At 55.6% G+C, this 26147-nt stretch carries 23 protein-coding genes; 2 read left to right on the top strand and 21 right to left on the bottom strand.

Annotated features, from left to right (window positions below):
- The 8 genes from tolQ to mngA form a co-directional block, all read right to left on the bottom strand.
- Nucleotides 1-693, bottom strand: a complete 693-nt coding sequence (gene tolQ / locus SK47_RS05885; protein ID WP_003858590.1) for a Tol-Pal system protein TolQ — start codon at nt 691-693, stop codon at nt 1-3.
- Nucleotides 690-1094, bottom strand: a complete 405-nt coding sequence (ybgC, locus tag SK47_RS05880) for a tol-pal system-associated acyl-CoA thioesterase (RefSeq protein ID WP_003858593.1) — start codon at nt 1092-1094, stop codon at nt 690-692. Before ybgC ends, tolQ begins: the two co-directional genes overlap by 4 nt.
- Nucleotides 1095-1242: 148 nt before the next feature.
- Nucleotides 1243-1533, bottom strand: coding sequence for a cyd operon protein YbgE (ybgE, locus tag SK47_RS05875; protein WP_003858596.1), 291 nt, complete (start codon nt 1531-1533; stop codon nt 1243-1245).
- Nucleotides 1533-1646: a cytochrome bd-I oxidase subunit CydX gene (gene cydX / locus SK47_RS05870; protein WP_003858598.1), complete on the bottom strand. Its 114-nt coding sequence runs from the start codon at nt 1644-1646 to the stop codon at nt 1533-1535. Before cydX ends, ybgE begins: the two co-directional genes overlap by 1 nt.
- A 14-nt stretch (nt 1647-1660) precedes the next feature.
- Nucleotides 1661-2800 (bottom strand): cytochrome d ubiquinol oxidase subunit II, encoded by a 1140-nt coding sequence (gene cydB, locus SK47_RS05865; protein WP_003858599.1) that lies wholly within the window; start codon nt 2798-2800, stop codon nt 1661-1663.
- Between the two features lie 15 nt (nt 2801-2815).
- Entirely contained in the window at nt 2816-4384 is a 1569-nt protein-coding gene (gene cydA, locus SK47_RS05860; protein ID WP_003858601.1) for a cytochrome ubiquinol oxidase subunit I, read from the bottom strand.
- A 679-nt stretch (nt 4385-5063) separates the two neighbouring features.
- Nucleotides 5064-7700 (bottom strand): mannosylglycerate hydrolase, encoded by a 2637-nt coding sequence (mngB, locus tag SK47_RS05855; protein WP_048243630.1) that lies wholly within the window; start codon nt 7698-7700, stop codon nt 5064-5066.
- A gap of 23 nt (nt 7701-7723) precedes the next feature.
- A complete protein-coding gene (gene mngA / locus SK47_RS05850) occupies nt 7724-9640 on the bottom strand; it encodes a PTS 2-O-a-mannosyl-D-glycerate transporter subunit IIABC (protein WP_048243629.1) in 1917 nt (638 codons plus the stop codon).
- 171 nt (nt 9641-9811) lie between these two features.
- Between mngA and SK47_RS05845 the strand changes: the two genes are divergently transcribed.
- Nucleotides 9812-10528: a GntR family transcriptional regulator gene (locus tag SK47_RS05845; RefSeq protein ID WP_032665443.1), complete on the top strand. Its 717-nt coding sequence runs from the start codon at nt 9812-9814 to the stop codon at nt 10526-10528.
- Nucleotides 10529-10614: 86 nt separating this feature from the next.
- Here SK47_RS05845 and sucD read toward each other — a convergent pair whose 3' ends face one another.
- From sucD to sdhC, 8 genes are all read right to left on the bottom strand, one after another.
- Entirely contained in the window at nt 10615-11484 is an 870-nt protein-coding gene (sucD, locus tag SK47_RS05840) for a succinate--CoA ligase subunit alpha (protein WP_003858609.1), read from the bottom strand.
- A complete protein-coding gene (gene sucC / locus SK47_RS05835) occupies nt 11484-12650 on the bottom strand; it encodes an ADP-forming succinate--CoA ligase subunit beta (protein WP_003858611.1) in 1167 nt (388 codons plus the stop codon). The genes sucD and sucC overlap by 1 nt, the downstream gene beginning before the upstream one ends.
- Before the next feature lie 85 nt (nt 12651-12735).
- Nucleotides 12736-13962 carry a 2-oxoglutarate dehydrogenase complex dihydrolipoyllysine-residue succinyltransferase gene (gene odhB, locus SK47_RS05830; RefSeq protein WP_003858613.1) on the bottom strand — a complete coding sequence of 409 codons (1227 nt, stop codon included), beginning with the start codon at nt 13960-13962 and terminating at the stop codon, nt 12736-12738.
- Nucleotides 13963-13976: 14 nt separating this feature from the next.
- Nucleotides 13977-16784 carry a 2-oxoglutarate dehydrogenase E1 component gene (gene sucA / locus SK47_RS05825; RefSeq protein ID WP_048243627.1) on the bottom strand — a complete coding sequence of 936 codons (2808 nt, stop codon included), beginning with the start codon at nt 16782-16784 and terminating at the stop codon, nt 13977-13979.
- Nucleotides 16785-17007: 223 nt separating this feature from the next.
- On the bottom strand, nt 17008-17724 hold the full coding sequence (gene sdhB / locus SK47_RS05820; RefSeq protein WP_003858617.1) for a succinate dehydrogenase iron-sulfur subunit SdhB: 717 nt from the start codon (nt 17722-17724) through the stop codon (nt 17008-17010).
- Nucleotides 17725-17739: 15 nt separating this feature from the next.
- Nucleotides 17740-19506 carry a succinate dehydrogenase flavoprotein subunit gene (gene sdhA, locus SK47_RS05815; protein ID WP_003858619.1) on the bottom strand — a complete coding sequence of 589 codons (1767 nt, stop codon included), beginning with the start codon at nt 19504-19506 and terminating at the stop codon, nt 17740-17742.
- Nucleotides 19506-19853, bottom strand: coding sequence for a succinate dehydrogenase membrane anchor subunit (gene sdhD / locus SK47_RS05810; RefSeq protein ID WP_003858621.1), 348 nt, complete (start codon nt 19851-19853; stop codon nt 19506-19508). The genes sdhA and sdhD overlap by 1 nt, the downstream gene beginning before the upstream one ends.
- Complete coding sequence (gene sdhC / locus SK47_RS05805) at nt 19847-20251, bottom strand: succinate dehydrogenase cytochrome b556 subunit (RefSeq protein WP_026080740.1); 405 nt, start codon at nt 20249-20251, stop codon at nt 19847-19849. The genes sdhD and sdhC overlap by 7 nt, the downstream gene beginning before the upstream one ends.
- A gap of 639 nt (nt 20252-20890) precedes the next feature.
- On the opposite strand from sdhC, the gene SK47_RS05800 reads away from it, so the two are divergent.
- A complete protein-coding gene (locus SK47_RS05800; protein ID WP_003858624.1) occupies nt 20891-22174 on the top strand; it encodes a citrate synthase in 1284 nt (427 codons plus the stop codon).
- A gap of 85 nt (nt 22175-22259) precedes the next feature.
- Here SK47_RS05800 and nei read toward each other — a convergent pair whose 3' ends face one another.
- The 5 genes from nei to SK47_RS05775 are packed head-to-tail and all read right to left on the bottom strand — an operon-like array spanning nt 22260 to nt 26137.
- Nucleotides 22260-23051 carry an endonuclease VIII gene (nei, locus tag SK47_RS05795; RefSeq protein ID WP_023315645.1) on the bottom strand — a complete coding sequence of 264 codons (792 nt, stop codon included), beginning with the start codon at nt 23049-23051 and terminating at the stop codon, nt 22260-22262.
- A gap of 18 nt (nt 23052-23069) precedes the next feature.
- Nucleotides 23070-23810: a 5-oxoprolinase subunit PxpA gene (gene pxpA / locus SK47_RS05790; protein ID WP_023315644.1), complete on the bottom strand. Its 741-nt coding sequence runs from the start codon at nt 23808-23810 to the stop codon at nt 23070-23072.
- On the bottom strand, nt 23797-24729 hold the full coding sequence (gene pxpC, locus SK47_RS05785; RefSeq protein WP_023315643.1) for a 5-oxoprolinase subunit PxpC: 933 nt from the start codon (nt 24727-24729) through the stop codon (nt 23797-23799). The genes pxpA and pxpC overlap by 14 nt, the downstream gene beginning before the upstream one ends.
- A complete protein-coding gene (gene pxpB / locus SK47_RS05780; RefSeq protein WP_003858633.1) occupies nt 24723-25379 on the bottom strand; it encodes a 5-oxoprolinase subunit PxpB in 657 nt (218 codons plus the stop codon). The genes pxpC and pxpB overlap by 7 nt, the downstream gene beginning before the upstream one ends.
- Before the next feature lie 14 nt (nt 25380-25393).
- The gene (locus SK47_RS05775; protein ID WP_003858635.1) at nt 25394-26137 is read right to left on the bottom strand and encodes a type 2 GTP cyclohydrolase I; all 744 of its coding nucleotides are present in this window, start codon (nt 26135-26137) and stop codon (nt 25394-25396) included.
- Nucleotides 26138-26147: the final 10 nt, after the last annotated feature.

Raw genomic sequence — 26147 nt, 5'->3', positions numbered from 1 at the left:
TTACCCCTTGTTGCTCTCGGTGCTGGTAAACGCCTGACGATGCAGAATCGCGGTGAACTCTTCCATAAAGTTGTCGTAGTTCAGTTCCAGTTTGTTCACGCGCTGGTTCAGACGGTTGTACGCCATTACCGCCGGAATTGCGGCGAACAGACCGATTGCGGTCGCGATCAGTGCTTCTGCGATACCCGGTGCAACCATCTGCAACGTTGCCTGCTTCACCGCCCCCAGGGCGATAAAGGCGTGCATGATCCCCCACACCGTACCAAACAGGCCGATATACGGGCTGATGGAGCCAACGGTTCCGAGGAAAGGAATATGCGTTTCAAGATTTTCCAGTTCGCGGTTCATGGAGATGCGCATCGCACGCGACGCCCCTTCTACCACGGCTTCCGGCGCATGGCTGTTAGCGCGATGTAAGCGAGCGAACTCTTTGAAACCGCTGTAGAAAATTTGTTCGGAGCCTGAAAGGTTATCACGGCGTCCCTGGCTTTCCTGGTACAGACGAGAAAGCTCAATTCCCGACCAGAACTTATCTTCAAACGCTTCGGCTTCGCGGCCAGCGGCATTAAGGATACGCGTTCTCTGGATGATGATGGCCCAGGATGCGATTGAAAAACCAATCAAAATCAACATGATAAGTTTAACCAGAAGGCTTGCCTTCAGGAACAAATCAAGGATATTCATGTCAGTCACTGCTTAAACTCCGCGACAATAGACTTAGGAAGCGCACGAGGCTTCATTATGGTTGGATCAACACAGACAATCAGGACTTCAGCTGAGTTCAGTACCGTGTTCTCTGCATTGACTATCCGCTGCGTGAAAACCAGTGAAGTTCCGCGCATTGATGTAATTTCTGTTTGAACTTCGAGCATATCGTCGAGTCTGGCAGGCGCAAAATACTCAAGCGTCATCTTGCGTACCACGAAGGCAACTCGCTCAGCCAACAGCACCTGTTGACTAAAGTGATGATGGCGCAGCATCTCTGTGCGTGCCCGTTCATAAAAAGCAACGTAGCTGGCGTGGTAGACCACACCACCGGCATCGGTATCTTCGTAATAGACACGTACCGGCCATCGAAACAGCGTTGTATTCACTTTACATCCCGGTAATACAAGAAAAGTTGGAGCTTTCAAACTTCGCTACTATACGCGCGGGAATGATGGTTTGGAATGGGGGAAAGTAAACGGAGAGTAAATTTTTATGGGCCATGGTAAGCCCATAACGTTAACGGACATTTCTTATTCAGAAGAAGAAGAAAATCAAACCGGCGAGGAGAACCAGATCGGCAATCAGTGGGCAGAAGATGCCCTGCCAGTGTAGCGCTTTCGGACGAAAGCCGACACCGTGAATCACGCCTGCGCACACAGCCCACATAATCAGGAAGCCATGCCAGATTTCAAGCTCGCTGGTTTTCGCCGCGAAGCGCGACGGGTCCCAGAAGATACAGCCTGCCAGCAGTAATGCCATAATGAGGGAAAGCGCCCTCAGGGGGCGCTTATCCATTACCGCATATAAGGTTGCGATAATATTCATTAGTGCTTTTCTTCACCTGCTTTGGTCGCTTCTACATGCTCAAGCGCCAGGGCAGTGATGACACCAAACGCACAGGCAAGAAGCGTCCCTAAAATCCATGCGAAATACCACATATTCAGCTCCTTACTTAGTACATAGAGTGGGTGTTGCTTTCGATATGTTCTTTAGTGATGCGACCGAACATTTTCCAGTAACACCAGGTGGTGTAGAGCAGGATAATCGGTACGAACACGCAAGCAACATAGGTCATTAAGTTCAGCGTCAACTGACTGGACGTTGCATCCCACATGGTCAGGCTGGCATTCATCATGGTGCTGGATGGCATCACGAACGGGAACATCGCAATCCCCGCCGTCAGGATGATGCATGCCAGCGTCAGTGAAGAGAATACGAACGCCAGAGCGCCTTTCTCCAGACGAGACGTCAGCACGGTCAGCAGCGGCAGCAGCACACCCAGAGCCGGGATAGCCCACAGCGCAGGAGTATTGTTGAAGTTCACCAGCCATGCACCGGCCTGACGCGCCACTTCTTTGGTCAGCGGGTTAGACGGTGCAGTATGGTTGATCGCGGAGGTCACCACGTAACCATCAATACCGTACACCACCCACACGCCAGCCAGCGCGAAGCAGACCAGCGTCACCAGCGCCGCCACCTGAGCGGTAGCGCGGGAACGCAGGTGCAGTTCACCTACGGTACGCATCTGGAGATAGGTTGCGCCCTGGGTGATGATCATCGCCACGCTCACCACGCCCGCCAGCAGACCAAACGGATTCAGCAACTGGAAGAAGTTACCGGTGTAGAACAGACGCATATATTCGTCGACGTGGAACGGTACGCCCTGCAACAGGTTACCGAACGCCACACCAATGACCAGCGGTGGAACGAAGCTACCGATGAAGATGCCCCAGTCCCACATGTTACGCCATCGGGTGTCTTCAATCTTGGAACGGTAGTCGAAACCCACCGGACGGAAGAATAAAGAGGCCAGCACCAGAATCATCGCCACATAGAAGCCGGAGAACGCAGCCGCGTAGACCATCGGCCAGGCAGCGAACAGCGCGCCGCCTGCGGTGATCAGCCACACCTGGTTACCGTCCCAGTGCGGGGCGATGGAGTTGATCATGATTCGACGCTCGGTGTCATTACGACCGAGGAAACGGGTGAGCATGCCCACGCCCATGTCGAAACCATCGGTGACCGCGAAACCAATCAGCAGAACACCGATCAGCAGCCACCAGATAAAACGCAATACTTCATAATCGATCATTTGATGACTCCTGTCTTAGCGTGCCGGCTGAGTAGTCGCAACAGACTGCTCGTAGTGATAGCGACCGGTTTTCAGGCTGCTTGGGCCAAGGCGCGCGAACTTGAACATCAGGAACAGTTCAGCCACCAGGAACAGGGTGTACAGACCGCAAATGAGCAGCATGGAGAAGATCAGGTCGCCTGCGGTCAGGGAGGAGTTCGCTACCGCTGTTGGCAGCACCTCACCGATCGCCCACGGCTGACGGCCATATTCCGCAACAAACCAGCCGGACTCGATAGCAATCCATGGCAGTGGGATACCGTAAAGCGCGGTGCGCAGCAGCCATTTTTTCTCACCGATACGGTTACGAATGACTGACCAGAACGAGGCCGCGATGATCAGCAGCATGATAATGCCGCAACCCACCATGATGCGGAACGCGAAGTACAGCGGCGCAACGCGTGGAATAGAGTCTTTGGTTGCCATCTGAATCTGCGCTTCCGTCGCGTCAGAGACGTTCGGGGTATAGCGTTTCAGCAGCAGACCGTAACCGAGGTCTTTCTTCACGTCGTTAAATTGATCGCGAACGGCCTGGTCGGTAGAGCCGGCGCGCAGCTGTTCCAGCAGCGAGTAAGCTTTCATCCCGTTACGGATACGCTCTTCATGCTGCACCATCAGATCTTTCAGGCCAGTCACCTGTTTGTCGACGGAGCGCGTGGCGATAATACCCAGAGCGTAAGGAATTTGAATGGCGAAGCGGTTTTCCTGCGCTTCCTGGTCAGGCACGCCGAACAGGGTAAACGCTGCCGGTGCCGGCTGGGTTTCCCATTCAGCTTCAATTGCGGCGAGTTTGGTTTTCTGCACGTCGCCCATTTCGTAACCGGATTCATCACCCAGAACAATAACGGACAGAATCGCGGCCATACCGAAGCTTGCTGCAATAGCAAAAGAACGCTTGGCGAACGCGAAGTCACGGCCGCGCAGCATATAGTAGGAGCTGATGCCCAGCACGAACATCGCGCCGCACACATAGCCAGACGCCACGGTGTGAACGAATTTAACCTGGGCAACCGGGTTCAGGACCAGCTCAGCGAAGCTGACCATCTCCATACGCATGGTTTCGAAGTTGAAATCAGATGCGATTGGGTTTTGCATCCAGCCGTTCGCCACCAGGATCCACAGTGCGGACAAGTTGGAGCCTAATGCCACCAGCCAGGTTACCGCCATATGCTGGACTTTACCCAGACGGTCCCAACCGAAGAAGAACAGACCTACAAAGGTGGATTCGAGGAAGAAGGCCATCAGACCTTCAATGGCCAGCGGCGCACCGAAAATATCCCCCACATAGTGGGAATAGTAAGACCAGTTTGTCCCGAACTGGAACTCCATGGTCAGACCGGTTGCCACGCCCAGCGCAAAGTTGATACCAAACAACTTGCCCCAGAACTTGGTCATATCTTTATAAATCTGTTTGCCGGAGAGGACGTAAACCGTTTCCATGATGGCCAGCAGGAACGCCATACCGAGCGTCAGCGGCACAAACAGGAAGTGGTACATCGCGGTCAAGGCAAACTGTAAGCGCGACAGTTCGACTACGTCTAACATTATGACTCCTTGCTCATCGCATGAAGACTCCGAGAGTGAACCCCGTTAGATAAGGATCCACACGCATGCCCCAATACAAAGTTATCTGCTTCCCTTCTTCGTTGCTTATTCTCTACATGAGGAAAAAGCAATGATGAAAGGTTACAAATACGTTAAGAAAAATCCAAATTGATCCCGTAAATATAATACGCTGCAAAACCCTTACAATAAACAGGTTTTTATTCGAACAGATTTACGTTTTTCGACGGCGATCAATTTATAGCAAAATTACCACTTTTCGGCCATTTTGATCGGGAACAATTTAACGCCTTTTAGAGCCTTTTTCCAAGGATTAAACATTGATTTAAATCAAAAACAGCCAGAGCTGTTAATGATGTTTCTTTGTAGTGCGGATAGTAAAAACCTTGTTAATGATATGTACATTTAAAGGCGTTGATGGTTATAAAAGCCAGAAGATAATATAAACAGTTGTGATTTTTATTAACGCGCGTGAAAAAACGCATTTTGCCGGAAGATAAACATATAATGTTATCTGCTTCACAGTATTTTTCTTTCGCTTTGCTACCTGCTGAAACGATTACATTTTATTCACTTTTAATAATCTTAAAATTAACACCCTTTCGTGACTATTTGATGAAATAAAGGCCGCAGGAATGCGGCCTTTATTTTATTTTGAGGCTTACCTTTCAATTTTTATGCTGAAGGTACGTGACTGGCCTGGCCGGAAAGACCCCGTAATGGCTGAGCCCTCTTCCCCTTGCGCCTTGTACACCTCATTCATGTCCGTTTCGCAGCAGGCCTGGATCTCACGGTTCACAGACAAAGCCACGTCACAGGAGCGGGTCTCCGAAGGGTTGTACAGACGAAGAATCATCTCGTCACGATCCTCCGCTTTTTTCAGCGCACTGAGTACGCATCCGTTAGGCGCCAGCGTTAGCAGACTATAGCTACAGGGGGTGGTGAAAGAGGCGCGGTTAAGCTTCATCGCATCCCACGGAATTTTGTTATAACAGTGCACTGGCGTTAACCACGACTTCGCCTGCTGCGCAACACCAGCACTGACGGGCGTACCATTAAAACTGAACAGGCTAAAGCGACAGGTTAACTGGCCCCGCATCTGCGAATCAGGCACCGGCATTTTGATCCCGGACGGTCTGCCGGGGCGCAGCAGTAAATCTTCCTTCCCAAGTACCCCCACGCCGCGAAGCAACGTCAGGGCAAACGTTTTTTGACGCTCGCCAGTCACTTCAAATTCGCGTAACCCTTCGGTAAACAGCGCCATCCCGTTACGCCGTTCCTGGAGCACCGCGTAGTTAAGCAGATTCCACACCGGCAGCGGCGCTTCCTTCCAGCCCTCCTCCTGCCAGTTCGCCATCGCTTCATCCTGTACAGGTCGCGTCAGCGAACCGAACTGGGTATCAGCTAACACCGTGTCTGCGGTGAAGGGCGTCGGGATCAACACCCGAACACGGTGGTCATCCGCGTGATTTCCGAGACGCGCCTCAATGTCGATACGTCGGCTGTTATGGCTGAGCGTGACCGTGAGCTCTGCCTCAAGCGTTCCCGTCTGCTGACGCGCAGAACGTTCAGCGAGATCCGCCGGCACCGCCATGCGATGGCGGATCACCGCCCTGCTCTGCCAGACCTCGTGGATCACGTCAACCTCATGCTCGCCCTGCGCGGAAGTGAGTCTCCACTCTTCCCGTGAAGGCGAGTAGTCGTACTCATCGCCATCATCCGAGCTCTCTTCTATTTCCAGCGCACGGTCATAGATAAGCCCGGACGCTTTATCGAGCAGACGCAGGGTGCCGTCGTCGTTTAACGTTATTTCCCAGAAAGCATTTTCCAGTAATGCCTCCGACGTTGTTTCTGGCGCCAGCAGCTTGCCAGCCACGTGCGGCTCGATATAGAGCGTGCGGTAACCCATTGATGGCAGGATCTGGTTGAGCTGGATATCAAACTCCATAAAGGGATCGTAGTTGCCGTAATGCACAATCTGCCGGTCTATTAAGCCGGGGTCGATTTCACGCGCGCTGCGCAGGCAGTAAGGGATTTCATTCCCCCTATCGTCCAGCAGGCGGAACTGGCTGGCGCGCAGGCGTATCGTAGTGTTAATCACTTCCTCACGCGGCCAGGGCGTGAGGTTAAACATCACCAGTTTGTCTTCCTCGCACTGCGGCATGTTGTCGACAATCTTGCGCATATAGAAGCATGTCAGGTTATCGGCCATGTCTTCCGCCAGCTCGAAGCGTGACATCACCTCACGATGCACTTTGTCACTACAGCAGCAGCCGATACTGTCATGGGCGTGATTCTTGAGGATCTCTTTCCACATTTTTTCCAGCAAGCCGTGGTGATACTCAAAGCCCAGCGTCCAGGCAACCGTGGCCAGCGGCTCAAGGACATTGACGATTTTATGCTCTATCCGGGCGTGGGCGATTTTGATGTCCATTCGCGTGGAGCCTATTGTCCGGTGCACCCGCATATATTTACCGTCAATAAACTCCCCTTTCAGCGTCGCCAGTTCATCGCGGTGCTCGTCAATGTGGTCAAACACCTCCTCGAAGCGGCTCATCACAAACTGACGCTGCGGATAGATTTCGCGCAGCTTATCCATCACCGCAAAGATGTTCTGCTGGAGCGGCATCTGATCATGGCCGTTAGGCAGCAAAATTTCTTTCGTCACGGAGGCTTTTTCCAGCACCTCGAAGTACGTGTCGAGCCGTTTGCGCAGCCCGGCCTCATCCTCCGGTAAGTACTTACCAATCGCGTAGCCCAGCGGTAGCACCTGTGCCGTCACTTCACTGCCGTCCTGACTTTGCCAGAGAAATTCGGTTTTATCGGTACCATGCCGCTCGGAACACCCGCGCCAGAACATGGTGCGCGTGATGCCAAAACCGTTGTAAATGTGTGGCAGCTGGGAAGACATGCCGAAGGAGTCCGGCAGATAGCCAATTTTCATCGGCTCGCCAAAGGCCAGACAGTCGCGAATGCCGTACATCAGATTTCGGACAATCGACTCGCCGGAGACAAGGGTGGTGTCCGTCTGGGTATACCACGGCCCGATAATCAGCTTCCCGGCCGCCACCAGCGCCTTCACGCGTGGCCTGTTTTCCGGTTTCACGGCAAAATAATCTTCCAGCACCGCCGTCTGGCCGTCGAGAACGTAGTATTTATACTCTGCGTCCTGCTCAAGACGGGTAAGGATCTCTTCCATATTATTGACCAGAAGAATACGTGACGCTTCGGTGGTGAAGTACCACTCCCGGTCCCAATGCATATGTGGCGTGATATGAACGCGAGATACAGCTTTCATCTTCGTTTCCTGTCAGTGCGTGTTTAGGATGTTATGTCTTCAGTCACGTAGGTGCCGCTCTTCACGGCCTGGCGTCGCCAGAGGAGTAAAATGAGCGTAGAGATTGCGGCGCCAATCAGCGCGGCGCCAAACCAGCCGGCAGCGGCCATCACGCCACCCAGCCCGGCATCATGCAGTAAGAAGAGAGAGAAAATGCCCGCGCCCGGGGTGGATAGCCCAATCCCCATCGCCCCGACAATCGCTCCGGTCGCCATTGACCCCAGAACAAATGAGCCGATGACCCGCAACGGATCCTCGATAGCCATCGGAATTGCTCCTTCGGTGATGCCCGCCAGCCCCAGCAGCCAGGTGGACTTGCCGGTTTCAATTTCGAACTGTTTGAACAGGTTCGGAGCCAGCATCGTTGATGCCGTCACGGTAAAGGCCGATACCATTTTGACGGAGGCAAAAATCGCATAAGGCCCGTATACGCCATTGGCCATCGCCCCCAGACAGAACGCGTAAGAGGCTTTGTTGACCGGACCGCCCAGATCGAACGAGCACATAAAGCCCAGGCTCGCCCCCAGCAGCAGCGCGTTCGCGCCGGACAGACCGTCAAGCCAGGCGGTGAGGGCGTTATTGATCCAGGCCACCGGTTCGCCGATCACAAACAGCATCAGGCTGCCTGCGCCCAGCACGCCAATCACCGGATAAAGATAAAAGGTCAGAAAGCCGTTGTAGCGGCTACTCAGCCGGATGTGGTTTTTCACCCAGCGCATCAGGTAGCCCGCAATCAGCCCGCCGACGATGGCCCCCAGAAAGCCGGAGCCGATCATATTGGCGGCAAGACCCGCCGCAAAGCCTGGCGTTAGCGCAGGTTTATCCGCCAGCGAGTAAGCGGTGTAGGCCGCCAGAACAGGCACCATCAGAATACCGAGCATCCCGCCGCCCAGTTTGCGGTACATCCACAGCCACGAATTTTCCTGATCGAACAGATGCTGCAAGCCCAGGATTTGCGCCAGCAGTACCGACACGGCCAGCACCGTGCCGCCAGCGACAATCAGCGGCACCGCAAAGGAGATACCGCTGAGCAGCGCCTGCTTGAGTTCGGTTTTAACGCACTTTTTCGCGTCCGTGTCGACGTGCGCAGGACGCGCATCGGATACAGGCTGTAGCGCCAGCGCACGCTCAATGAGCGCTTCCGCATGGCGCAAGGGTTCCGCGACGGGCACGGAAATGGCGGGGATCCCCTGAAAACGCTCGCGCTCTTTAATCGCCACTTCCGCCGCGAAGATACACGCTTTTGCCTCCTGCAACTGCTGCGCGGTGATGCGCCCCTCAATACCGTTTGCCCCCTGCTTTTCGACCACCACATTGACGCCGAGCTTTCGTCCCGCTTTTTCGAGATATTCCGCTGCCATGTAGGTATGGGCGATCCCGGCCGGACAGGCGGTAACGCAGACGATCGTCGGGGCATTCTCCGCAACGGCGGTTTCTTGCGCCTCAGGCGCCGTTTCCAGCGCTGCAAGCACCGCTTCCGCGCTGGTCGCCGTCATCACGCGCGCCCTGAGATCGTCATCCGCCAGGCGAGACGTCAGTTCCGTCAGGACCTGAATATGCGTTGACCCCGCTTGTGCGGGGGGAATGGCGAGCAGAAAAATCAGCTCGACCTCCTCCGGTCCGTCCACGCCTTCCCAGGCCAGCGGCTCGCACAGTGTGGCCACGGCAAAAGCCGCTTCCTTTACCGCCGCTGATTTACCATGAGGTACGGCCAGCCCCTCGCCCAGCGCCGTCGGGCCAAGCGATTCCCGATGGAAAACGTCTGCCAGAAACGTATCGGCGTCGGCTATTTTGCCCAACGCTACCAGCCGCGTCGCAAGCTGGCGGATTGCCTCATCACGGCTGGTAAACTGCGCCTGCTCGCAGACAGCACGGGGGTCGGTCAGAGTCGTCAGGTTCATAAAGATCCTCACCTATCCAAAGTTTTTGTCTGGGGAGAATTGTGGCAGAGCCAATAAGACATTTATGTGATCATTTTCACTAACACCGAAATTTGTATCTTATTTGTATTATTTACAAATCCGCCGCTGAAGGCATAATTCCCTGAAAACGTATTAAAAAGGCGCGACACAATGGGCAATAAACCGATGTACCGGCAGATCGCCGATGCGTTCCGCGAGAAAATTAATGCCGGTGAGTTAAAACCTGGCGACGCGCTGCCGACAGAATCCAGCCTTCAGGAGGCGTTTAGCGTCAGCCGTGTCACCGTGCGGCAGGCGTTGAAGCTGCTCGCCGACGAGCAGATCATTGAAAGCATTCAGGGCAGCGGCTCGTATGTAAAAGAGGAGCGGGTGAATTACGATATTTACCAGCTCACCGGCTTTTACGAAAAGCTGGCGGATCGCAACGTCGATACGCACAGCGACGTCAGCGTCTTCGAAGTGGTGAAAGCCGATGAGCGGCTCGCGGCAAAACTGGCGCTCAATCCAAATGATAAGGTCTGGCACGTCAAGCGCGTACGCTTCATCAGGGAAAAGCCGGTGAATCTGGAAGAGACATGGATGCCGCTGGCGATGTTCCCCGACCTCACCTGGGAAGTGATGGAACAGTCGAAATACCATTACATTGAGCAGATCAAAAAGATGGTTATCGATCGCAGCGAGCAGGAGCTGGTGCCAGTCATGCCATCGGACGAGGCGATTGCCGCCCTGGCGCTCGATCCGGCAAAACCGATTCTGGAAAAAGTCTCCCGTGGCTTTCTGAAAGACGGCCGGATATTTGAATACAGTCGCAACGTGTTTAACTCCGACGACTATAAATTCACTCTGGTGGCTAAACGCAGACAATAAAAAAAGGCCGCTTTACAGCGGCCAACCATGTCGAAACGGACATTTTTTTATACTTCAACGCGCCCCATACGGGGAGCAGAGAGGACTTACTTAATGATGGATTTCAGTGCTTCACCGATATCCGCCAGGCTGCGAACGGTTTTCACGCCTGCGGCTTCCAGTGCTGCGAATTTCTCATCAGCCGTACCTTTACCGCCTGCGATAATCGCGCCCGCGTGACCCATACGTTTGCCTTTCGGCGCGGTCACACCCGCGATGTAACCCACCACCGGCTTGGTCACATGATCTTTGATGTAAGCAGCCGCTTCTTCTTCCGCGCTACCACCGATCTCACCGATCATCACGATCGCTTCGGTCTGTGGATCTTCCTGGAACAGCTTCAGGATGTCGATGAAGTTAGAGCCCGGGATCGGGTCACCGCCGATGCCCACGCAGGTGGACTGGCCGAAACCGTAGTCGGTGGTCTGCTTAACCGCTTCATAGGTCAGGGTACCGGAACGGGACACAATGCCCACTTTGCCTGGGCGATGAATGTGGCCCGGCATGATGCCGATTTTGCATTCGCCCGGGGTGATAACGCCTGGGCAGTTCGGGCCGATCATGCGCACGCCTGCTTCGTCCAGCTTCACCTTCACGGTCAGCATATCCAGCGTCGGGATACCTTCGGTGATGGTGATGATCAGCTTAATGCCTGCGTCGATCGCTTCCAGAATAGAGTCTTTGCAGAACGGCGCCGGAACGTAGATCACGGTCGCGGTCGCGCCCGTCGCTTCTACCGCTTCACGCACGGTGTTGAACACCGGCAGGCCCAGATGCGTGGTGCCGCCTTTACCTGGCGTTACGCCGCCTACCATCTGCGTACCGTAGGCAATTGCCTGTTCGGAGTGGAAAGTCCCCTGGCTACCGGTGAAGCCCTGGCAGATAACCTTGGTATCTTTATTAATTAAAACGGACATTATTTCCCCTCCACTGCGGCAACAACCTGCTGAGCTGCATCCGTCAGACTTTTCGCTGCAATAATATTCAGGCCGCTGTCAGCCAGTTTTTTCGCGCCGAGTTCAGCGTTGTTCCCTTCCAGACGTACAACAACCGGAACGTTAACGCCCACTTCTTCTACCGCGCCGATGATACCGTCGGCGATCAGGTCGCAACGTACGATACCGCCGAAGATGTTCACCAGAACCGCTTTCACGTTGCTGTCAGAGAGAATGATTTTGAACGCTTCGGTTACGCGCTCTTTGGTTGCGCCACCGCCCACGTCGAGGAAGTTCGCTGGCTCACCGCCGTGCAGCTTAACGATGTCCATGGTGCCCATTGCCAGACCCGCACCGTTAACCATGCAGCCGATGTTACCATCCAGCGCCACGTAGTTCAGTTCCCACTGTGCAGCCTGCGCTTCACGCGGATCTTCCTGAGACTGGTCGCGCATTTCGCGCAGATCGGACTGGCGGAACAGCGCGTTGCCGTCAGCGCCCAGCTTGCCGTCGAGGCAGATCAGGTCGCCCTGGGTGGTGATCACCAGCGGGTTGATCTCGATCAGCGCCAGATCGCGCTCCAGGAAGATGGTCGCCAGACCCATGAAGATCTTGGTGAACTGCTGAACCAGCTTGCCTTCCAGACCTAGTTTGAACGCCAGCTCACGACCCTGGTAAGGCATTGGGCCCGCCAGCGGATCGATAGCCACTTTGTGGATCAGGTGCGGGGTTTCTTCCGCCACTTTTTCGATTTCCACACCGCCTTCGGTAGACGCCATGAACACCACGCGACGGGAGCTACGGTCTACGACTGCGCCGAGGTACAGTTCTTTCGCGATGTCGGTCGCCGCTTCAACCAGGATCTGGTTAACCGGCTGGCCGTTCGCATCTGTCTGATAGGTTACCAGACGCTTGCCGAGCCAATGTTCAGCAAACGCACGGATCTCTTCTTTGCTCTTAACAACCTTCACACCGCCCGCTTTACCACGGCCACCAGCGTGAACCTGACATTTAACTACCCACGGGCCGGCACCGATTTTAGACGCGGCTTCTTCTGCTTCACGCGGGGTAGTACAGGCATAACCCACCGGAGCCGGTAAGCCATACCGGGCAAACAGCTGTTTGGCCTGATATTCATGTAAGTTCATGTGTTCTATCCATCCTTCAGGTAATCGTTAGGTAGTGCTTTTGTAAGCCCGGCAAGCAACGCGCCGCCGGGCAAGACTGCAAAAACTAGACGTCCAGCAGCAGACGCGTTGGATCTTCCAGCAGCTCTTTAATGGCAACCAGGAAGCCTACGGACTCGCGGCCGTCGATCAGGCGGTGATCGTAAGAGAGCGCCAGGTACATCATCGGCAGGATCTCCACTTTACCGTCTACCGCCATTGGACGATCTTTAATGGCGTGCATACCCAGGATCGCGCTCTGCGGCGGGTTGATGATCGGGGTAGACATCAGCGAGCCGAACACACCGCCGTTGGTAATGGTGAAGTTACCGCCGGTCAGGTCCTCAACGGTCAGCTTGCCGTCGCGGCCTTTCACGGCCAGCTCTTTGATTTTCTTCTCAATGTCAGCCATACCCAGGGTATCTACGTCACGCAGAACCGGGGTCACCAGGCCGCGTGGAGTAGAAACCGCCATGCTGACATCGAAGTAGTTGTGGTAAACCACGTCATCGCCATCGATAGACGCGTTCACTTCCGGGTAGCGTTTCAGCGCTTCAACTACCGCTTTCACGTAGAAGGACATGAAGCCCAGACGGATACCGTGACGTTTTTCAAACGCGTCACCGTACTGCTTGCGCAGGTCCATGATTGGTTTCATGTTGACTTCGTTGAAGGTAGTCAGCATCGCGGTGGAATTTTTCGCTTCCAGCAGACGCTCGGCCACGCGCTTACGCAGGCGGGTCATTGGCACGCGTTTTTCGCTACGTGCGCCCAGAGCGGGCTGTGCCGCTGGTGCTGCCGCAGGGGCTTTCGCTTCCGCTTTCGCCTCAGAAGGCGCTTTTGCCAGATGCTTGTCGATGTCTTCGCGCGTCAGACGGCCACCCACGCCGGTGCCTTTGATGGCTGCCGGATCGAGGCTGTGCTCAGCCAGCAGGCGACGGATCGCCGGGCTGAGCGCGTCGTTGGTCTGATCGGACAGAGACGCCTGCTGGCGCTGGGCCGGGGTTGACGCTTTTTCTTCAGATTTGGCGCTGGACTCTTTGCCCGCGCTGTTACCTTCACGCAGGCGACCCAGGATCTGGCGAGAAGTGACGGTCGTACCTTCATCTTCCAGGACTGCATCCAGAATGCCATCCGCTGAAGCCGGTACTTCCAGTACCACTTTGTCAGTTTCGATTTCTACCAGCACTTCGTCACGGGTTACCGCGTCGCCTGGTTTTTTGTGCCAGGTGGCGACGGTTGCATCTGCTACGGACTCAGGCAGGTCGGGAACAAGAATATCTACGCTACTCATTATGTATCCTTTAATTAATCGACGTTCAGCGCGTCATTGACCAGATCTTGTTGCTGCTTCTGGTGAACGGACATATACCCTACCGCCGGAGAGGCGGAGGCCGGGCGACCTGCATAACGCAGGGCAGACCCAAATGGAATCACTTCACGGAAATGATGCTGGCTGCAATACCATGCGCCCTGGTTGAGCGGCTCTTCCTGGCACCAGACAAAATCATGAACGTGAGCGTACTGTTTCAGCACTTCCTGCATCGCCTGATGCGGGAACGGATAAAGCTGCTCGATACGCACGATGGCGACATCTTTCTGATCGTTTTTACGGCGCTGTTCCAGCAGGTCGTAATAAACCTTACCAGAACACATTACGACACGCTTAACGGCCTGCGGATCCAGCTCGTCAATTTCACCGATGGCCGGCAGGAAGGTGCCGTTTGCCAGCTCTTCCAGGCTGGAGACCGCCAGTGGATGGCGCAGCAGGGATTTCGGCGACATGACCACCAGCGGACGACGCATACCGCGCAGCGCCTGACGACGCAGCATGTGGTAAACCTGCGCCGGGGTCGACGGCACGCAAACCTGCATGTTCTGCTCGGCGCAGAGCTGCAGATAACGTTCCAGACGCGCGGAGGAGTGCTCCGGACCCTGGCCTTCATAGCCGTGCGGCAGCAGCATCACCAGGCCACACATACGGCCCCATTTCTGTTCGCCGGAGGAGATGAACTGGTCGATCACCACCTGCGCACCGTTGGCGAAGTCGCCGAACTGCGCTTCCCAGATGGTCAGGGTGCGCGGTTCTGCCGTGGCGTAACCGTATTCGAAAGCCAGTACCGCTTCTTCAGACAGCACGGAGTCCCAGACCTTGAACTGGCCCTGACCGTTGTGCACGTGCTGCAGCGGGGTGTAGGTTGAACCGTTAGACTGGTTGTGAACCACCGCGTGACGGTGGAAGAAGGTGCCACGGCCCGCATCTTCACCGGACAGACGAACAGGAATGCCTTCGTCAACCAGCGTCGCGTAAGCCAGCGTTTCCGCGCCGCCCCAGTCGAACAGCTTCTCGCCTGCCGCCATGGCCTGACGGTCAGCATAAATTTTCGCCACGCGAGACTGCATCTCGATAGCGTCCGGCACGGTGCTGATGCGTTTAGCCAGCTCCTGCAGGCGCTTCATCTCCACCTTGTTCGGGTAGCTCTCATCCCACTCGTGGTTGAGGTACGGCGACCAGGTAAAGGAGTGCATGTTCATCGGGCGCAGCTCTTTCACTACGCATTCACCCGCATCCAGCGCGTCGCGGTAGAGGTTGACCATTTCGGTCGCATCTTCCAGCGTCGCCACTTTGTCGCTCTCCAGCTTGTCAGCATAGATTTTGCGCGGGGTCGGGTGTTTTTTGATTTTCTGGTACATCAGCGGCTGGGTTGCACTTGGCTCATCCGCTTCGTTGTGGCCGTGACGGCGGTAGCAGAAGAGGTCAATGAACACATCGCGTTTGAAGGTATTACGGAAGTCCAGCGCCAGACGGGTCACGAAAGCCACGGCTTCCGGGTCATCCGCGTTAACGTGGAAGATCGGCGCCTGCACCATCTTACCGATGTCGGTGCAGTACGGGGTAGAACGTGCGTCCAGCGGGTTAGAGGTGGTGAAGCCCACCTGGTTGTTGATCACGATGCGAACGGTACCGCCCACTTCGTAACCACGCGCTTTGGACATGTTCAGGGTTTCCTGCACCACGCCCTGCCCTGTCACCGCCGCATCACCGTGGATGGTGATTGGCAGAACTTTGTTGCTGCTCGGCTCGTCCAGACGATCCAGACGCGCGCGCACGGAACCGATAACCACCGGGCTGACGATCTCGAGGTGCGACGGGTTAAACGCCAGCGCCAGGTGAACCAGACCGCCTTCGGTTTCGATATCAGACGAGAAGCCCATGTGGTACTTCACGTCGCCGGTACCGAGGTGTTCTTTATGTTTGCCCGCGAATTCGTCGAACAGGTCCTGCGGTTTTTTACCCAGCACGTTGACCAGTACGTTCAGACGACCACGGTGTGCCATGCCCAGCACCACTTCACGGGTGCCGCTCTTGCCTGCGTGACGAATCAGCTCTTTCAGCATCGGCACCAGGGCGTCACCGCCTTCCAGCGAGAAGCGTTTTGCGCCCGGGAACTTCGCGCCCAGATAGCGCTCAAGGCCTTCTGCTGCAGTCAGTTCGCTGAGGAAGCGTTTTTTCTCGTCAGCCGAGAAGGTCGCGTGGCCCGCTACGGATTCTATGCGCTGCTGGATCCAGCGCTTCTCTTCGGTAGAGGTAATGTGCATGTATTCCGCGCCGATGGAGCCGCAGTAGGTTTGCTTGAGCGCGTCAATCAGATCGCCCAGCTTCATCGTGTCTTTGCCGATGGCAAAGGAACCTACGTTAAAGCTTTCCTGGAAATCGGCCTCGGTCAGATCGTGATACGCCGGATCGAGATCGGCCACACGGTCTTGTTTCCAGAGTCCCAGCGGATCGAGATTCGCATGCTGGTGACCACGGAAGCGATAAGCGTTGATAAGCTGCAGGACTTTAACCTGCTTCGCATTGGTGTCAGGGTCGGAAATCGCAGAAGAGTAACGTGAGGCATCCTTCGCCAGACGACGGAAATAATCACGTGTTTTGGAATGGAATTGATCCGGTTTGACCCCTGTACCAGGCAACTGCTGGAACATGGAACGCCAGTTTGCGTCCACTGAGTCAGGATCGGTTAAGAAGTCTTCATAGAGCTGTTCTATCCAGCTCTGGTTTGAACCAGAGAGGTAAGAAGAGTCCAGCCAGGCTTTCATTGCGCCGTTCTGCATCGTGATCCCTTAAGCATTTTTATGCTTACTTTCGCCGTAGAAACTACCACGCACACCACGTGTACGTGCCGGGGTTCACCTGCGAGCTCTTTTCATTTGGCCCGCGAAGGAACCTTTAGAAACTGTCTAAACTTCAGGGCAGTTTTTAAAGGTTTCTGCAATCTGTCCCCTCTCCCTTTGGGAGAGGGTTAGGGTGAGGGGAACAGCGCTCCCCTCTCACTACTTACGCACTGCGCTGCAACAACATCGACTTAATATGGCCGATGGCGCGCGTTGGGTTCAGCCCCTTAGGACACACACTGACGCAGTTCATGATGCTATGGCAGCGGAATACGCTGAAAGCGTCACTTAGCCCTTCCAGACGATTCTCGGTTTCGGTATCGCGGCTGTCGATCAGGAAGCGATAGGCAGCCAGCAGACCCGCAGGGCCGATAAATTTATCCGGATTCCACCAGAACGACGGGCATGACGTTGAACAGCATGCACAGAGAATACACTCGTACAACCCATCGAGTTTTTCACGCTGCTCAGGAGACTGTAAGTGCTCGCGAGCGGGTGGATTTTGCCCATTATTCAATAAGTAAGGCTTAATCTTCTCATATTGTGCATAGAATTGCCCCATGTCCACCACCAAATCACGCACGACCGGCAGGCCAGGCAGAGGACGGATAACAATTTTCTGGCCAGGGCGGTTTAGCGCTGAAATTGGCGTGATGCAGGCCAGGCCATTTTTGCCGTTCATGTTCACACCGTCAGAACCACACACCCCTTCACGGCAGGAGCGACGGAACGACAGCGTAGGATCTTTCTCTTTCAGCTGGATTAAGGCATCCAGCAGCATCATGTCGCGACCTTCTTCCGCTTCGAGGGTGTAATCCTGCATACGCGGAGCATCGTCTACATCCGGGTTATAACGATAAACTGAGAATTCGAGTTTCATTATCCTGTCTCCGCATTAGTAAGTACGAATCTTCGGCGGGAACGCCGGACGCAGTTTCGGTTCCATATTAACGCTACGACGCGTCATGGTTTCCGACTCTGGCAGATACAGGGAATGGCACAGCCAGTTTTCGTCATCACGATCCGGGAAATCGAAGCGGCTATGGGCGCCACGGCTTTCGGTACGGAAGTTTGCCGACATCGCGGTCGCGAACGCGGTTTCCATCAGGTTATCCAGCTCAAGGCACTCAACGCGCTGGGTGTTGAACTCGCTGGAGGTATCGTCCAGACGGGCATTCTTCAGACGCTCGCGAATCGCTTTCAGCTGCTCAAGCCCTTTGGCCATCGCGTCACCTTCACGGAATACCGAGAAGTTGTGCTGCATACACTCTTGCAGCGCTTTACGAATTTCCACCGGATCTTCGCCGTTACGGTTGCCGTTCCAGCGGTTGAGGCGCTCAAGAGAGGCATCGATTTCGTCGTCGGTCGCATCACGCAGCGCGCCCTGCTCGGCAATAGATTCCTGGAGATGCAGCCCCACCGCACGACCAAATACCACCAGGTCCAGCAGGGAGTTGCCGCCCAGACGGTTTGCGCCGTGCACGGATACGCAGGCGATTTCGCCTACCGCGAACAGGCCAGGGATGACCACGTCTTCGCCCTGCTCGTTCACGGTCAGCGCCTGACCGGTCACTTTGGTCGGAATACCGCCCATCATGTAGTGACAGGTTGGGATAACCGGAATTGGCTCTTTCACCGGGTCGACGTGCGCGAAGGTGCGGGACAGCTCCAGAATGCCCGGCAGACGGGATTCCAGCACTTCTTTACCCAGATGGTCGAGTTTCAGCTTCGCGTGTGGACCCCAAGGGCCGTCACAGCCTCGGCCTTCACGAATTTCGATCATGATGGAACGCGCCACCACGTCACGGCCCGCCAGGTCTTTCGCGTTTGGCGCATAACGCTCCATGAAGCGCTCGCCATGTTTGTTCAGCAGGTAGCCACCTTCACCACGGCAGCCTTCTGTCACCAGTACGCCCGCCCCGGCGATACCGGTTGGGTGGAACTGCCACATCTCCATGTCCTGCACCGGCACGCCCGCGCGGATAGCCATACCGACACCATCACCGGTGTTGATGTGGGCGTTGGTGGTGGACTGGTAAATACGGCCTGCACCGCCGGTCGCCAGCACCGTAGCGCGGGCTTTGAAGTAGACCACTTCACCAGTTTCGATGCACAGGGCGGTACAACCCACCACGGCGCCATCGGCGTTTTTCACCAGATCCAGCGCATACCACTCGGAGAAGATGGTGGTGTGGTTTTTCAGGTTCTGCTGATATAACGTGTGCAGCAGCGCGTGGCCGGTACGGTCAGCCGCCGCTGCGGTACGTGCCGCCTGCTCGCCGCCGAAGTTTTTCGACTGGCCGCCAAACGGACGCTGATAGATGGTGCCATTTTCCAGACGGGAGAACGGCAGACCCATGTGGTCCAGCTCCAGAATCGCTTCCGGGCCGGTTTTACACATATATTCGATGGCATCCTGGTCACCGATGTAATCGGAACCTTTTACCGTATCGTACATGTGCCATTCCCAGTTATCTTCATGGGAATTACCCAGCGCAACGGTGATACCGCCCTGCGCAGACACTGTGTGGGAACGGGTCGGGAATACTTTAGAGAGCAGCGCACAGGTCTGGCCGCTCTGGGAAATTTGCAGTGCGGCGCGCATACCTGCGCCACCCGCACCAATCACAACAGCATCAAATTCTCTGACTGGCAGTTTCATTACACACCCCACACCACAACAAATCCATAAATGACGTAAACCAGCAGAGCAACAACAATAATCAGTTGCAGCGGAAGGCGAATCGCCAGCGGTTTAACGTAATCGGTCAACACCTGCCACATGCCAATCCAGGCATGAATAAGGATGGAGAACAGGGCCAGCAGGGTGAACACTTTGGTGAAGGCCGATCCGAAGAAACCACTCCAGATTTCCCACGTCAGCGTCCCGCTGGTCGCGAAGAAACCGATCATATAGATGATGTAAAGGGTGAGAACGATGGCGGTAGCACGGACCAGGATGAAGTCATGTACGCCGTTGCGTCCTAATGCGGAGGCGTTGCTTACCATACGAGAACTCCTGCGAGAAGTGAAAGCACGACAGTGATCACAAATGAAATGTTAGCGGTACGTTTACCGGCCTCGAACGTCTCTTCCAGGTAGCCAAAGTCCATCAGCATATGGCGAACGCCACCAACCACGTGATAGGCCAGCGCGGTCAGAATGCCCCACATGATAAATTTCACGAAGAAGCTGTTCATGATGGCTGAGGCCTGGAGGAATCCTTCAGGGGATGAGAGGCTGGTTCCCAGTAACCACAGCAAGATACCGACCGCCACAAACGTAATCACACCAGAAACACGGTGCAGAATGGACGCTATTGCTGTTACAGGGAATCGGATCGTTTTGAGATCCAGATTGACAGGTCTTTGTTTTTTCACATTTCTTATCATGAATAACGCCCACATGCTGTTCTTATTGTTTCCTTCCTCCGGACTGCGATGCGGGTCAGACAGCGTTCCTTTTCTATAACTGCGCGTCATGCAAAACATTGCTTCCAAATGCTAAAACGACACGTTACAACGCTGGGTGGCTCGGGATTGCAGGGTGTTCCGGAGACCTGGCGGCAGTATAGGCCGTTCACAAAATCATTACAATTAACCTACATACAGTTTGTTGGGTTTTCTCTGGAACAGTGATCGGGGTCACGATAACAACATCTTTTTAAATTTTAATCATCTGATTTGACAAATGTTAAACAATATTGTTACAAACGTCATCAGAAAAGGCATATAATGCGCAAAAGTTATGAGGTCTCTCTTTCACCTGACAAATAGTTATGTAACAGTGTGATGGTATTGACCGAAGTTATCAGGACAGTTATTAGTGATATACAGGTTTGAATAATTCGGACTGCAAAAACGCTGATTTGCTGTTGTTTCACTGATATTTCATTCGTTTACCTGCAAGGCGCCATAGCTCTGTACCCTGGTTTCTCCTCGTGAGCTGAGCGGTAAGCCAAATAACAATCTGGTAACGATGATTAACAGCTGAAAGCAAATCCGGTAAAGCGCAGTCTTAAGCATAAGGCGCTAAGGAGACCGTAAATGGCTGATACAAAGGCAAAACTCACCCTAAATGGTGATGATGCTATTGAACTGGATGTGCTAAAAGGCACGCTCGGTCAGGATGTTATTGATATCCGTACGCTGGGTTCCAAAGGGGTATTCACCTTTGACCCTGGATTCACCTCCACCGCATCTTGCGAATCCAAAATCACCTACATTGACGGTGACGAAGGTATCCTGCTCCATCGCGGCTTCCCCATCGATCAGTTAGCCACCGAATCCAACTATCTGGAAGTGTGCTACATCCTGCTGAACGGCGAAAAACCGACGCAGGCTCAATACGATGAATTTAAAACCACCGTGACCCGTCACACCATGATCCATGAGCAGATTACCCGTCTGTTCCATGCGTTCCGTCGTGACTCTCATCCGATGGCGGTTATGTGCGGTATTACCGGTGCGCTGGCGGCGTTCTACCACGATTCTCTGGACGTGAATAACCCACGTCACCGTGATATTGCGGCGTTCCGTCTGCTCTCCAAAATGCCTACCATGGCGGCGATGTGTTACAAATACTCTATCGGTCAGCCGTTTGTGTATCCACGCAACGACCTCTCCTACGCGGGTAACTTCCTGCGCATGATGTTCTCCACGCCGTGCGAAGAGTATGAAGTGAACCCGGTGCTGGAACGCGCGATGGACCGTATTCTGATCCTGCACGCTGACCACGAACAGAACGCCTCGACCTCTACCGTCCGTACCGCAGGCTCTTCCGGCGCGAACCCGTTCGCCTGTATCGCTGCGGGTATCGCCTCCCTGTGGGGACCGGCGCACGGCGGCGCGAACGAAGCAGCACTGAAGATGCTGGAAGAGATCAGCTCCGTTGAGCATATTCCTGAGTTCGTGCGCCGCGCGAAAGACAAGAATGACTCCTTCCGTCTGATGGGCTTCGGTCATCGTGTTTACAAAAACTACGACCCTCGCGCGACCGTCATGCGTGAGACCTGCCACGAAGTGCTGAAAGAGCTGGGCACCAAAGATGATCTGCTGGAAGTGGCGATGGAGCTGGAACACATCGCACTGAACGACCCGTACTTCATCGAGAAGAAACTCTACCCGAACGTCGATTTCTACTCTGGCATTATTCTGAAAGCGATGGGCATTCCGTCTTCCATGTTCACCGTGATCTTCGCCATGGCGCGTACCGTGGGCTGGATTGCGCACTGGAACGAAATGCACAGCGAAGGCATGAAAATCGCCCGTCCTCGTCAGCTGTATACCGGCTACGAGCAGCGTGATTTTAAGTCTGACCTGAAGCGCTAAAAGTTAAGCCCGGTGGCGCTACCGCTTACCGGGCCTACAAATGCGAAACGTAGGCCGGGTAAGGCGTAGCCGCCACCCGGCTTTTTTATTTTTGACAATGTGGACACCAGTAAAAGGGTCTCGAAGAGAGCATAATCCTGTCGATAATCCCGCCGCACCGCTCACACTTTTTACCCGCCCGATGAAACACCTTGAACCGGAACAGCGCCCCGTGGTGCTTGTTTTCATCTACGATGCCACGCGTGTTGTACGACAGCCGTGGAATATCCAGCAACGCGTGCGACAGCGCCTCCAGCTTTTCATCGCTTAGCTGCGACGCTTTGTGCTGCGGTGCCAGCCCGACTTCCCAGAGGATCTCCACCCGCAGGTAGTTTCCCAGCCCCGCCAGAAATGCCTGATCGAGCAACAGCCCGGAAAACTGCCGGTTGCGGAATGTGGGCGATAGCAGTCGGGCCTTCACATCGCTCGCCGTCAGGCGCATATCCAGCACGTCCGGCCCAACCCGCTGTAAGAACGGGTGCGTGAGCAACTGCTCCGGCGTTAACATTTCGATATCAGAAGCGCTGTAGAGCAGGATCGCCTTATCCGCCGTTTGTAGCCGCACGCGCAGCACGCGGGTCGTTTGCGGCTGCTCGTCCGCTTCCACCACCCGCCAGACGCCGTAAAGCTGATTATGGCTGTATAACGTCAGGTTATGGGAAAAGTGGGTGAGTAACGCTTTGCCGCGCGTTTCAATGTGGGTCACCGTCTGTCCCACCAGCTGCGCTTCAAACGGTTTGAGTTGAGGAAAGGCAAACCAGACGTGTGTCAGAGGTTTGCCCTTTATCGCCGCCTCCAGGCTATCCGCCGCGCGGCGGATCTCCGGACCTTCTGGCATGTTATTGTCCTTTCATGATTATTCTGCGCTGACAACAATGCCCTCTTCCGAGAACGCCGTCCGCAGGCGTCGCGCAAACTGGAGCGCATGCTCGCCGTCACCGTGTAAGCACACCGTATCAGCCTGAACGTTTGCCGTTGTACCCTCCGTTGAGGTTACTCGCCCGAAGCGCACCATCTCCAGCGTCTGCGCCAGCGCTTTACCTTCGTCGGTGATCAGCGCACCGGCCTGCGTGCGCGGAACCAGGCTGCCGTCCGGCAGGTATCCCCGATCGGCAAACACTTCCTGCCGCGTAATCAGCCCCAGCCGTTCGCCGGCACGGATAAGCTCGCTGCCCGCCAGGCCAACCAGAATCAGTTGCGGATTACAGTCCCGCACCGCACGGGCAATAGCATCCGCCAACACCGGATCTTTCGCCGCCTGGTTATAGAGCATGCCGTGCGGCTTGACGTGGCGCAACACGCCATTCTCAGCGCGCACTATCGCCTCCAGCGCGCCGATCTGGTAGAGCATTTGCGCGTAAACCGTCTCAGGCGGCAGATCCATCGCCGTGCGGCCAAAGTTTTCCCGGTCCGGAAAGCTGGGGTGAGCGCCTATCGCCACGCCGTTTTTCATGGCATTGCGCACGCTCGCCAGCATAGTCTGCGCATCGCCGGCATGAAACCCGCAGGCGATATTCACCGAGGAGACCAGCGTCATCAGCGCCGCATCGGCGCTGCTGCCCTCTCCCAGATCGGCGTTTAAATCAATCTTTACCATCGAGCCTCCACGCCAGCTGTTCGAGATAACGCTGCTGATCCTGCCGGGCTTTCAGTGCCTCCTCCAGCGAACACTGCACAAAATGAATTGGCTGACCGAGAGGAATTTGCGCCAGATGGTAGCGATCCGCTTCGATAATGCAGGCAATACGCGGATATCCTCCCGTGGTTTGCGCATCGTTCATCAGTACAATGGGCTGTCCGTTGCCTGGCACCTGAATCACCCCCGGCAACAGACCATGGGAAAGCAGCTCCCGGTCAGTTGTGCGGGTCAGCGGCTGGCCCTGAAGCCGGTAACCCATGCGGTTACTCTGCGGGCTGATCTTCCACGGCGAGCGCCAGAAAGACTCTTTCGCGGCTTCATCAAACTCCTGGTATTCCGGTCCTGGTAAGGCGCGGATCACGTTCCCCCACAGCAGCTGTTTCACGCCCTGCGTGGTGGTGAAATGGCGCGTTGAGGTCTTTATTCGCAGACGATCGCCGTCGCGCAGCAGCCGTCCTTCATGGCCGCCCATTCCCGCTTTCTGGTCAGTGCTGGATGAGCCCAGCACCTCCGGCACGTCGATCCCCCCCGCTACCGCAAGATAGCTACGCACGCCGTGCAGAGGACGCTTGAGCGTCAGACGCTGCCCGGCCTTCGCCCGCAGGCGCCAGCCGGTCCACACCGCTTTGCCGTCCAGCGTCGCGTCACAGCCCGCGCCGGTTAAGGCAAACCAGGTTTCCTGACCAAACTCAATCACGCACTGACCCAGCGTAATTTCTAACGCCGCCGTGCTGCCTGCGTTACCTACCAGCAGGTTGGCAATCTCCAGCGAGGGACGATCAAGCGCACCGCAGTAGCTCACGCCCGACTGACGCAGCCCAAAACGCCCGGCATCCTGTACCGAGGTGTAAAGCCCTGCGCGAATAAGCGTTAACATACTCCCTCCTTCTGCGGGATAAAGCGCAGCGTATCCCCCGGACGCAGGAGTATGGGCGCGTCCTGGCCTGGTTCGAATAACGGCGTGGACGTGTGCCCAATCAGCTGCCAGCCTCCCGGTGAAGCGAGCGGATAAATTCCCGTTTGCTCGCCACCAATCGCCACGCTGCCCGCCGGTACGCTCAGGCGCGGCTCAGCCCGGCGCGGCGTATGCAGCTGGGGCGATAACCCGCCCAGATAAGGGAAACCCGGCTGAAATCCCAAAAACCAGACAACATAGTCGACTGAGCTATGCAGCTCCACAACCTGCTTCTCCGTTAATCCACAGTGCTCGGCCACCACGCCAAGGTCGGGGCCTCCCTTGCCGCCATAGACAACCGGGATCTCAATCGTGCGCGATTCCGGCTCCAGCGCCTCGCTCTCCTCCCACCAGCGTTGCAGACGCTCAATGGCATCCAGCGCCCCCGTGTGCGGATCACGCAGCACCACGGTGATATTATTCATACCCGGAATAGCTTCAACCACGCCGGGTAGCTCGGGCAGTCGCTGAGCCAGACGCCAGATACGCTTTTGCGTGGCAAGCGTCACCGGAGGCTCAAGTTCCAGAACCACTGCGGTTTCACCCAGAAGATAACAACGCGCTCGCTGCACTTAACTACCTCTCATCAGGCCGGATTAGGGATATCAATAAACGTCACATCCAGATCGGTATTTTCCGTCAGCCACTCGCTGAGGGCGCGGATGCCGCCACGCTCGGTGGCGTGATGGCCCGCCGCGTAAAAATGCAGGCCTTGTTCACGGGCTGAGTGGATAGTCTGCTCGGAGACTTCGCCGGTAATGAAGGCATCGACACCAAAACGCGCCGCGCTGTCAATAAAGCCCTGGCCGCCGCCGGTGCACCATGCCACGCGCTTCACGGTATCCGGCCCGGTGTCGCCGCACCACAGCGGACGACGCCCCAGGCGCGCTTCGATCCACGAGGCCAGCTCCAGACCCGGAACCGGCATCGACAGTTCGCCCCACGGCACCAGGGGTTCAATTTCACCCATCACGGTAATCCCCAGCAGCTGCGCAAGCTGAACGTTGTTCCCCAGCTCAGGATGCGCATCGAGCGGCAGGTGATAGCCGTACAGGTTGATGTCATTCGCCAGCAGCGTTTTGAGTCGGTTGCGCTTCATGCCGCGAATAATCGGTGATTCGTTTTTCCAGAAATAACCGTGGTGGACAATCACCGCATCGGCTTCCTGACGCACCGCCTCATCCAGCAGCGCCTGGCTTGCCGTCACGCCGGTGATAATTTTTTGCACCGTCTCGCGCCCCTCCACCTGCAAGCCATTCGGGCCGTAGTCGCTAAACGAAGCCGTGTTGAGTTTTTCGTTAATCAGGCGTTCCAGTTCACTGTTTTTCATCATCATTCTC

The sequence above is a fragment of the Enterobacter sp. BWH52 genome, from assembly GCF_001037565.1.
GTDB lineage: Bacteria > Pseudomonadota > Gammaproteobacteria > Enterobacterales > Enterobacteriaceae > Enterobacter > Enterobacter hormaechei_C.
This window is presented reverse-complemented; position numbering and strand designations above follow the sequence as displayed.

Coding starts and splice junctions, on each gene's coding strand:
- ybgE (WP_003858596.1), bottom strand. CDS start 1,533: ATGAATATTATCGCAACCTTATATGCGGTAATGGATAAGCGCCCCCTG.
- cydX (WP_003858598.1), bottom strand. CDS start 1,646: ATGTGGTATTTCGCATGGATTTTAGGGACGCTTCTTGCCTGTGCGTTT.
- cydB (WP_003858599.1), bottom strand. CDS start 2,800: ATGATCGATTATGAAGTATTGCGTTTTATCTGGTGGCTGCTGATCGGT.
- cydA (WP_003858601.1), bottom strand. CDS start 4,384: ATGTTAGACGTAGTCGAACTGTCGCGCTTACAGTTTGCCTTGACCGCG.
- mngB (WP_048243630.1), bottom strand. CDS start 7,700: ATGAAAGCTGTATCTCGCGTTCATATCACGCCACATATGCATTGGGAC.
- mngA (WP_048243629.1), bottom strand. CDS start 9,640: ATGAACCTGACGACTCTGACCGACCCCCGTGCTGTCTGCGAGCAGGCG.
- SK47_RS05845 (WP_032665443.1), top strand. CDS start 9,812: ATGGGCAATAAACCGATGTACCGGCAGATCGCCGATGCGTTCCGCGAG.
- sucD (WP_003858609.1), bottom strand. CDS start 11,484: ATGTCCGTTTTAATTAATAAAGATACCAAGGTTATCTGCCAGGGCTTC.
- sucC (WP_003858611.1), bottom strand. CDS start 12,650: ATGAACTTACATGAATATCAGGCCAAACAGCTGTTTGCCCGGTATGGC.
- odhB (WP_003858613.1), bottom strand. CDS start 13,962: ATGAGTAGCGTAGATATTCTTGTTCCCGACCTGCCTGAGTCCGTAGCA.
- sucA (WP_048243627.1), bottom strand. CDS start 16,784: ATGCAGAACGGCGCAATGAAAGCCTGGCTGGACTCTTCTTACCTCTCT.
- sdhB (WP_003858617.1), bottom strand. CDS start 17,724: ATGAAACTCGAATTCTCAGTTTATCGTTATAACCCGGATGTAGACGAT.
- sdhA (WP_003858619.1), bottom strand. CDS start 19,506: ATGAAACTGCCAGTCAGAGAATTTGATGCTGTTGTGATTGGTGCGGGT.
- sdhD (WP_003858621.1), bottom strand. CDS start 19,853: ATGGTAAGCAACGCCTCCGCATTAGGACGCAACGGCGTACATGACTTC.
- sdhC (WP_026080740.1), bottom strand. CDS start 20,251: ATGTGGGCGTTATTCATGATAAGAAATGTGAAAAAACAAAGACCTGTC.
- SK47_RS05800 (WP_003858624.1), top strand. CDS start 20,891: ATGGCTGATACAAAGGCAAAACTCACCCTAAATGGTGATGATGCTATT.
- nei (WP_023315645.1), bottom strand. CDS start 23,051: ATGCCAGAAGGTCCGGAGATCCGCCGCGCGGCGGATAGCCTGGAGGCG.
- pxpA (WP_023315644.1), bottom strand. CDS start 23,810: ATGGTAAAGATTGATTTAAACGCCGATCTGGGAGAGGGCAGCAGCGCC.
- pxpC (WP_023315643.1), bottom strand. CDS start 24,729: ATGTTAACGCTTATTCGCGCAGGGCTTTACACCTCGGTACAGGATGCC.
- SK47_RS05775 (WP_003858635.1), bottom strand. CDS start 26,137: ATGAAAAACAGTGAACTGGAACGCCTGATTAACGAAAAACTCAACACG.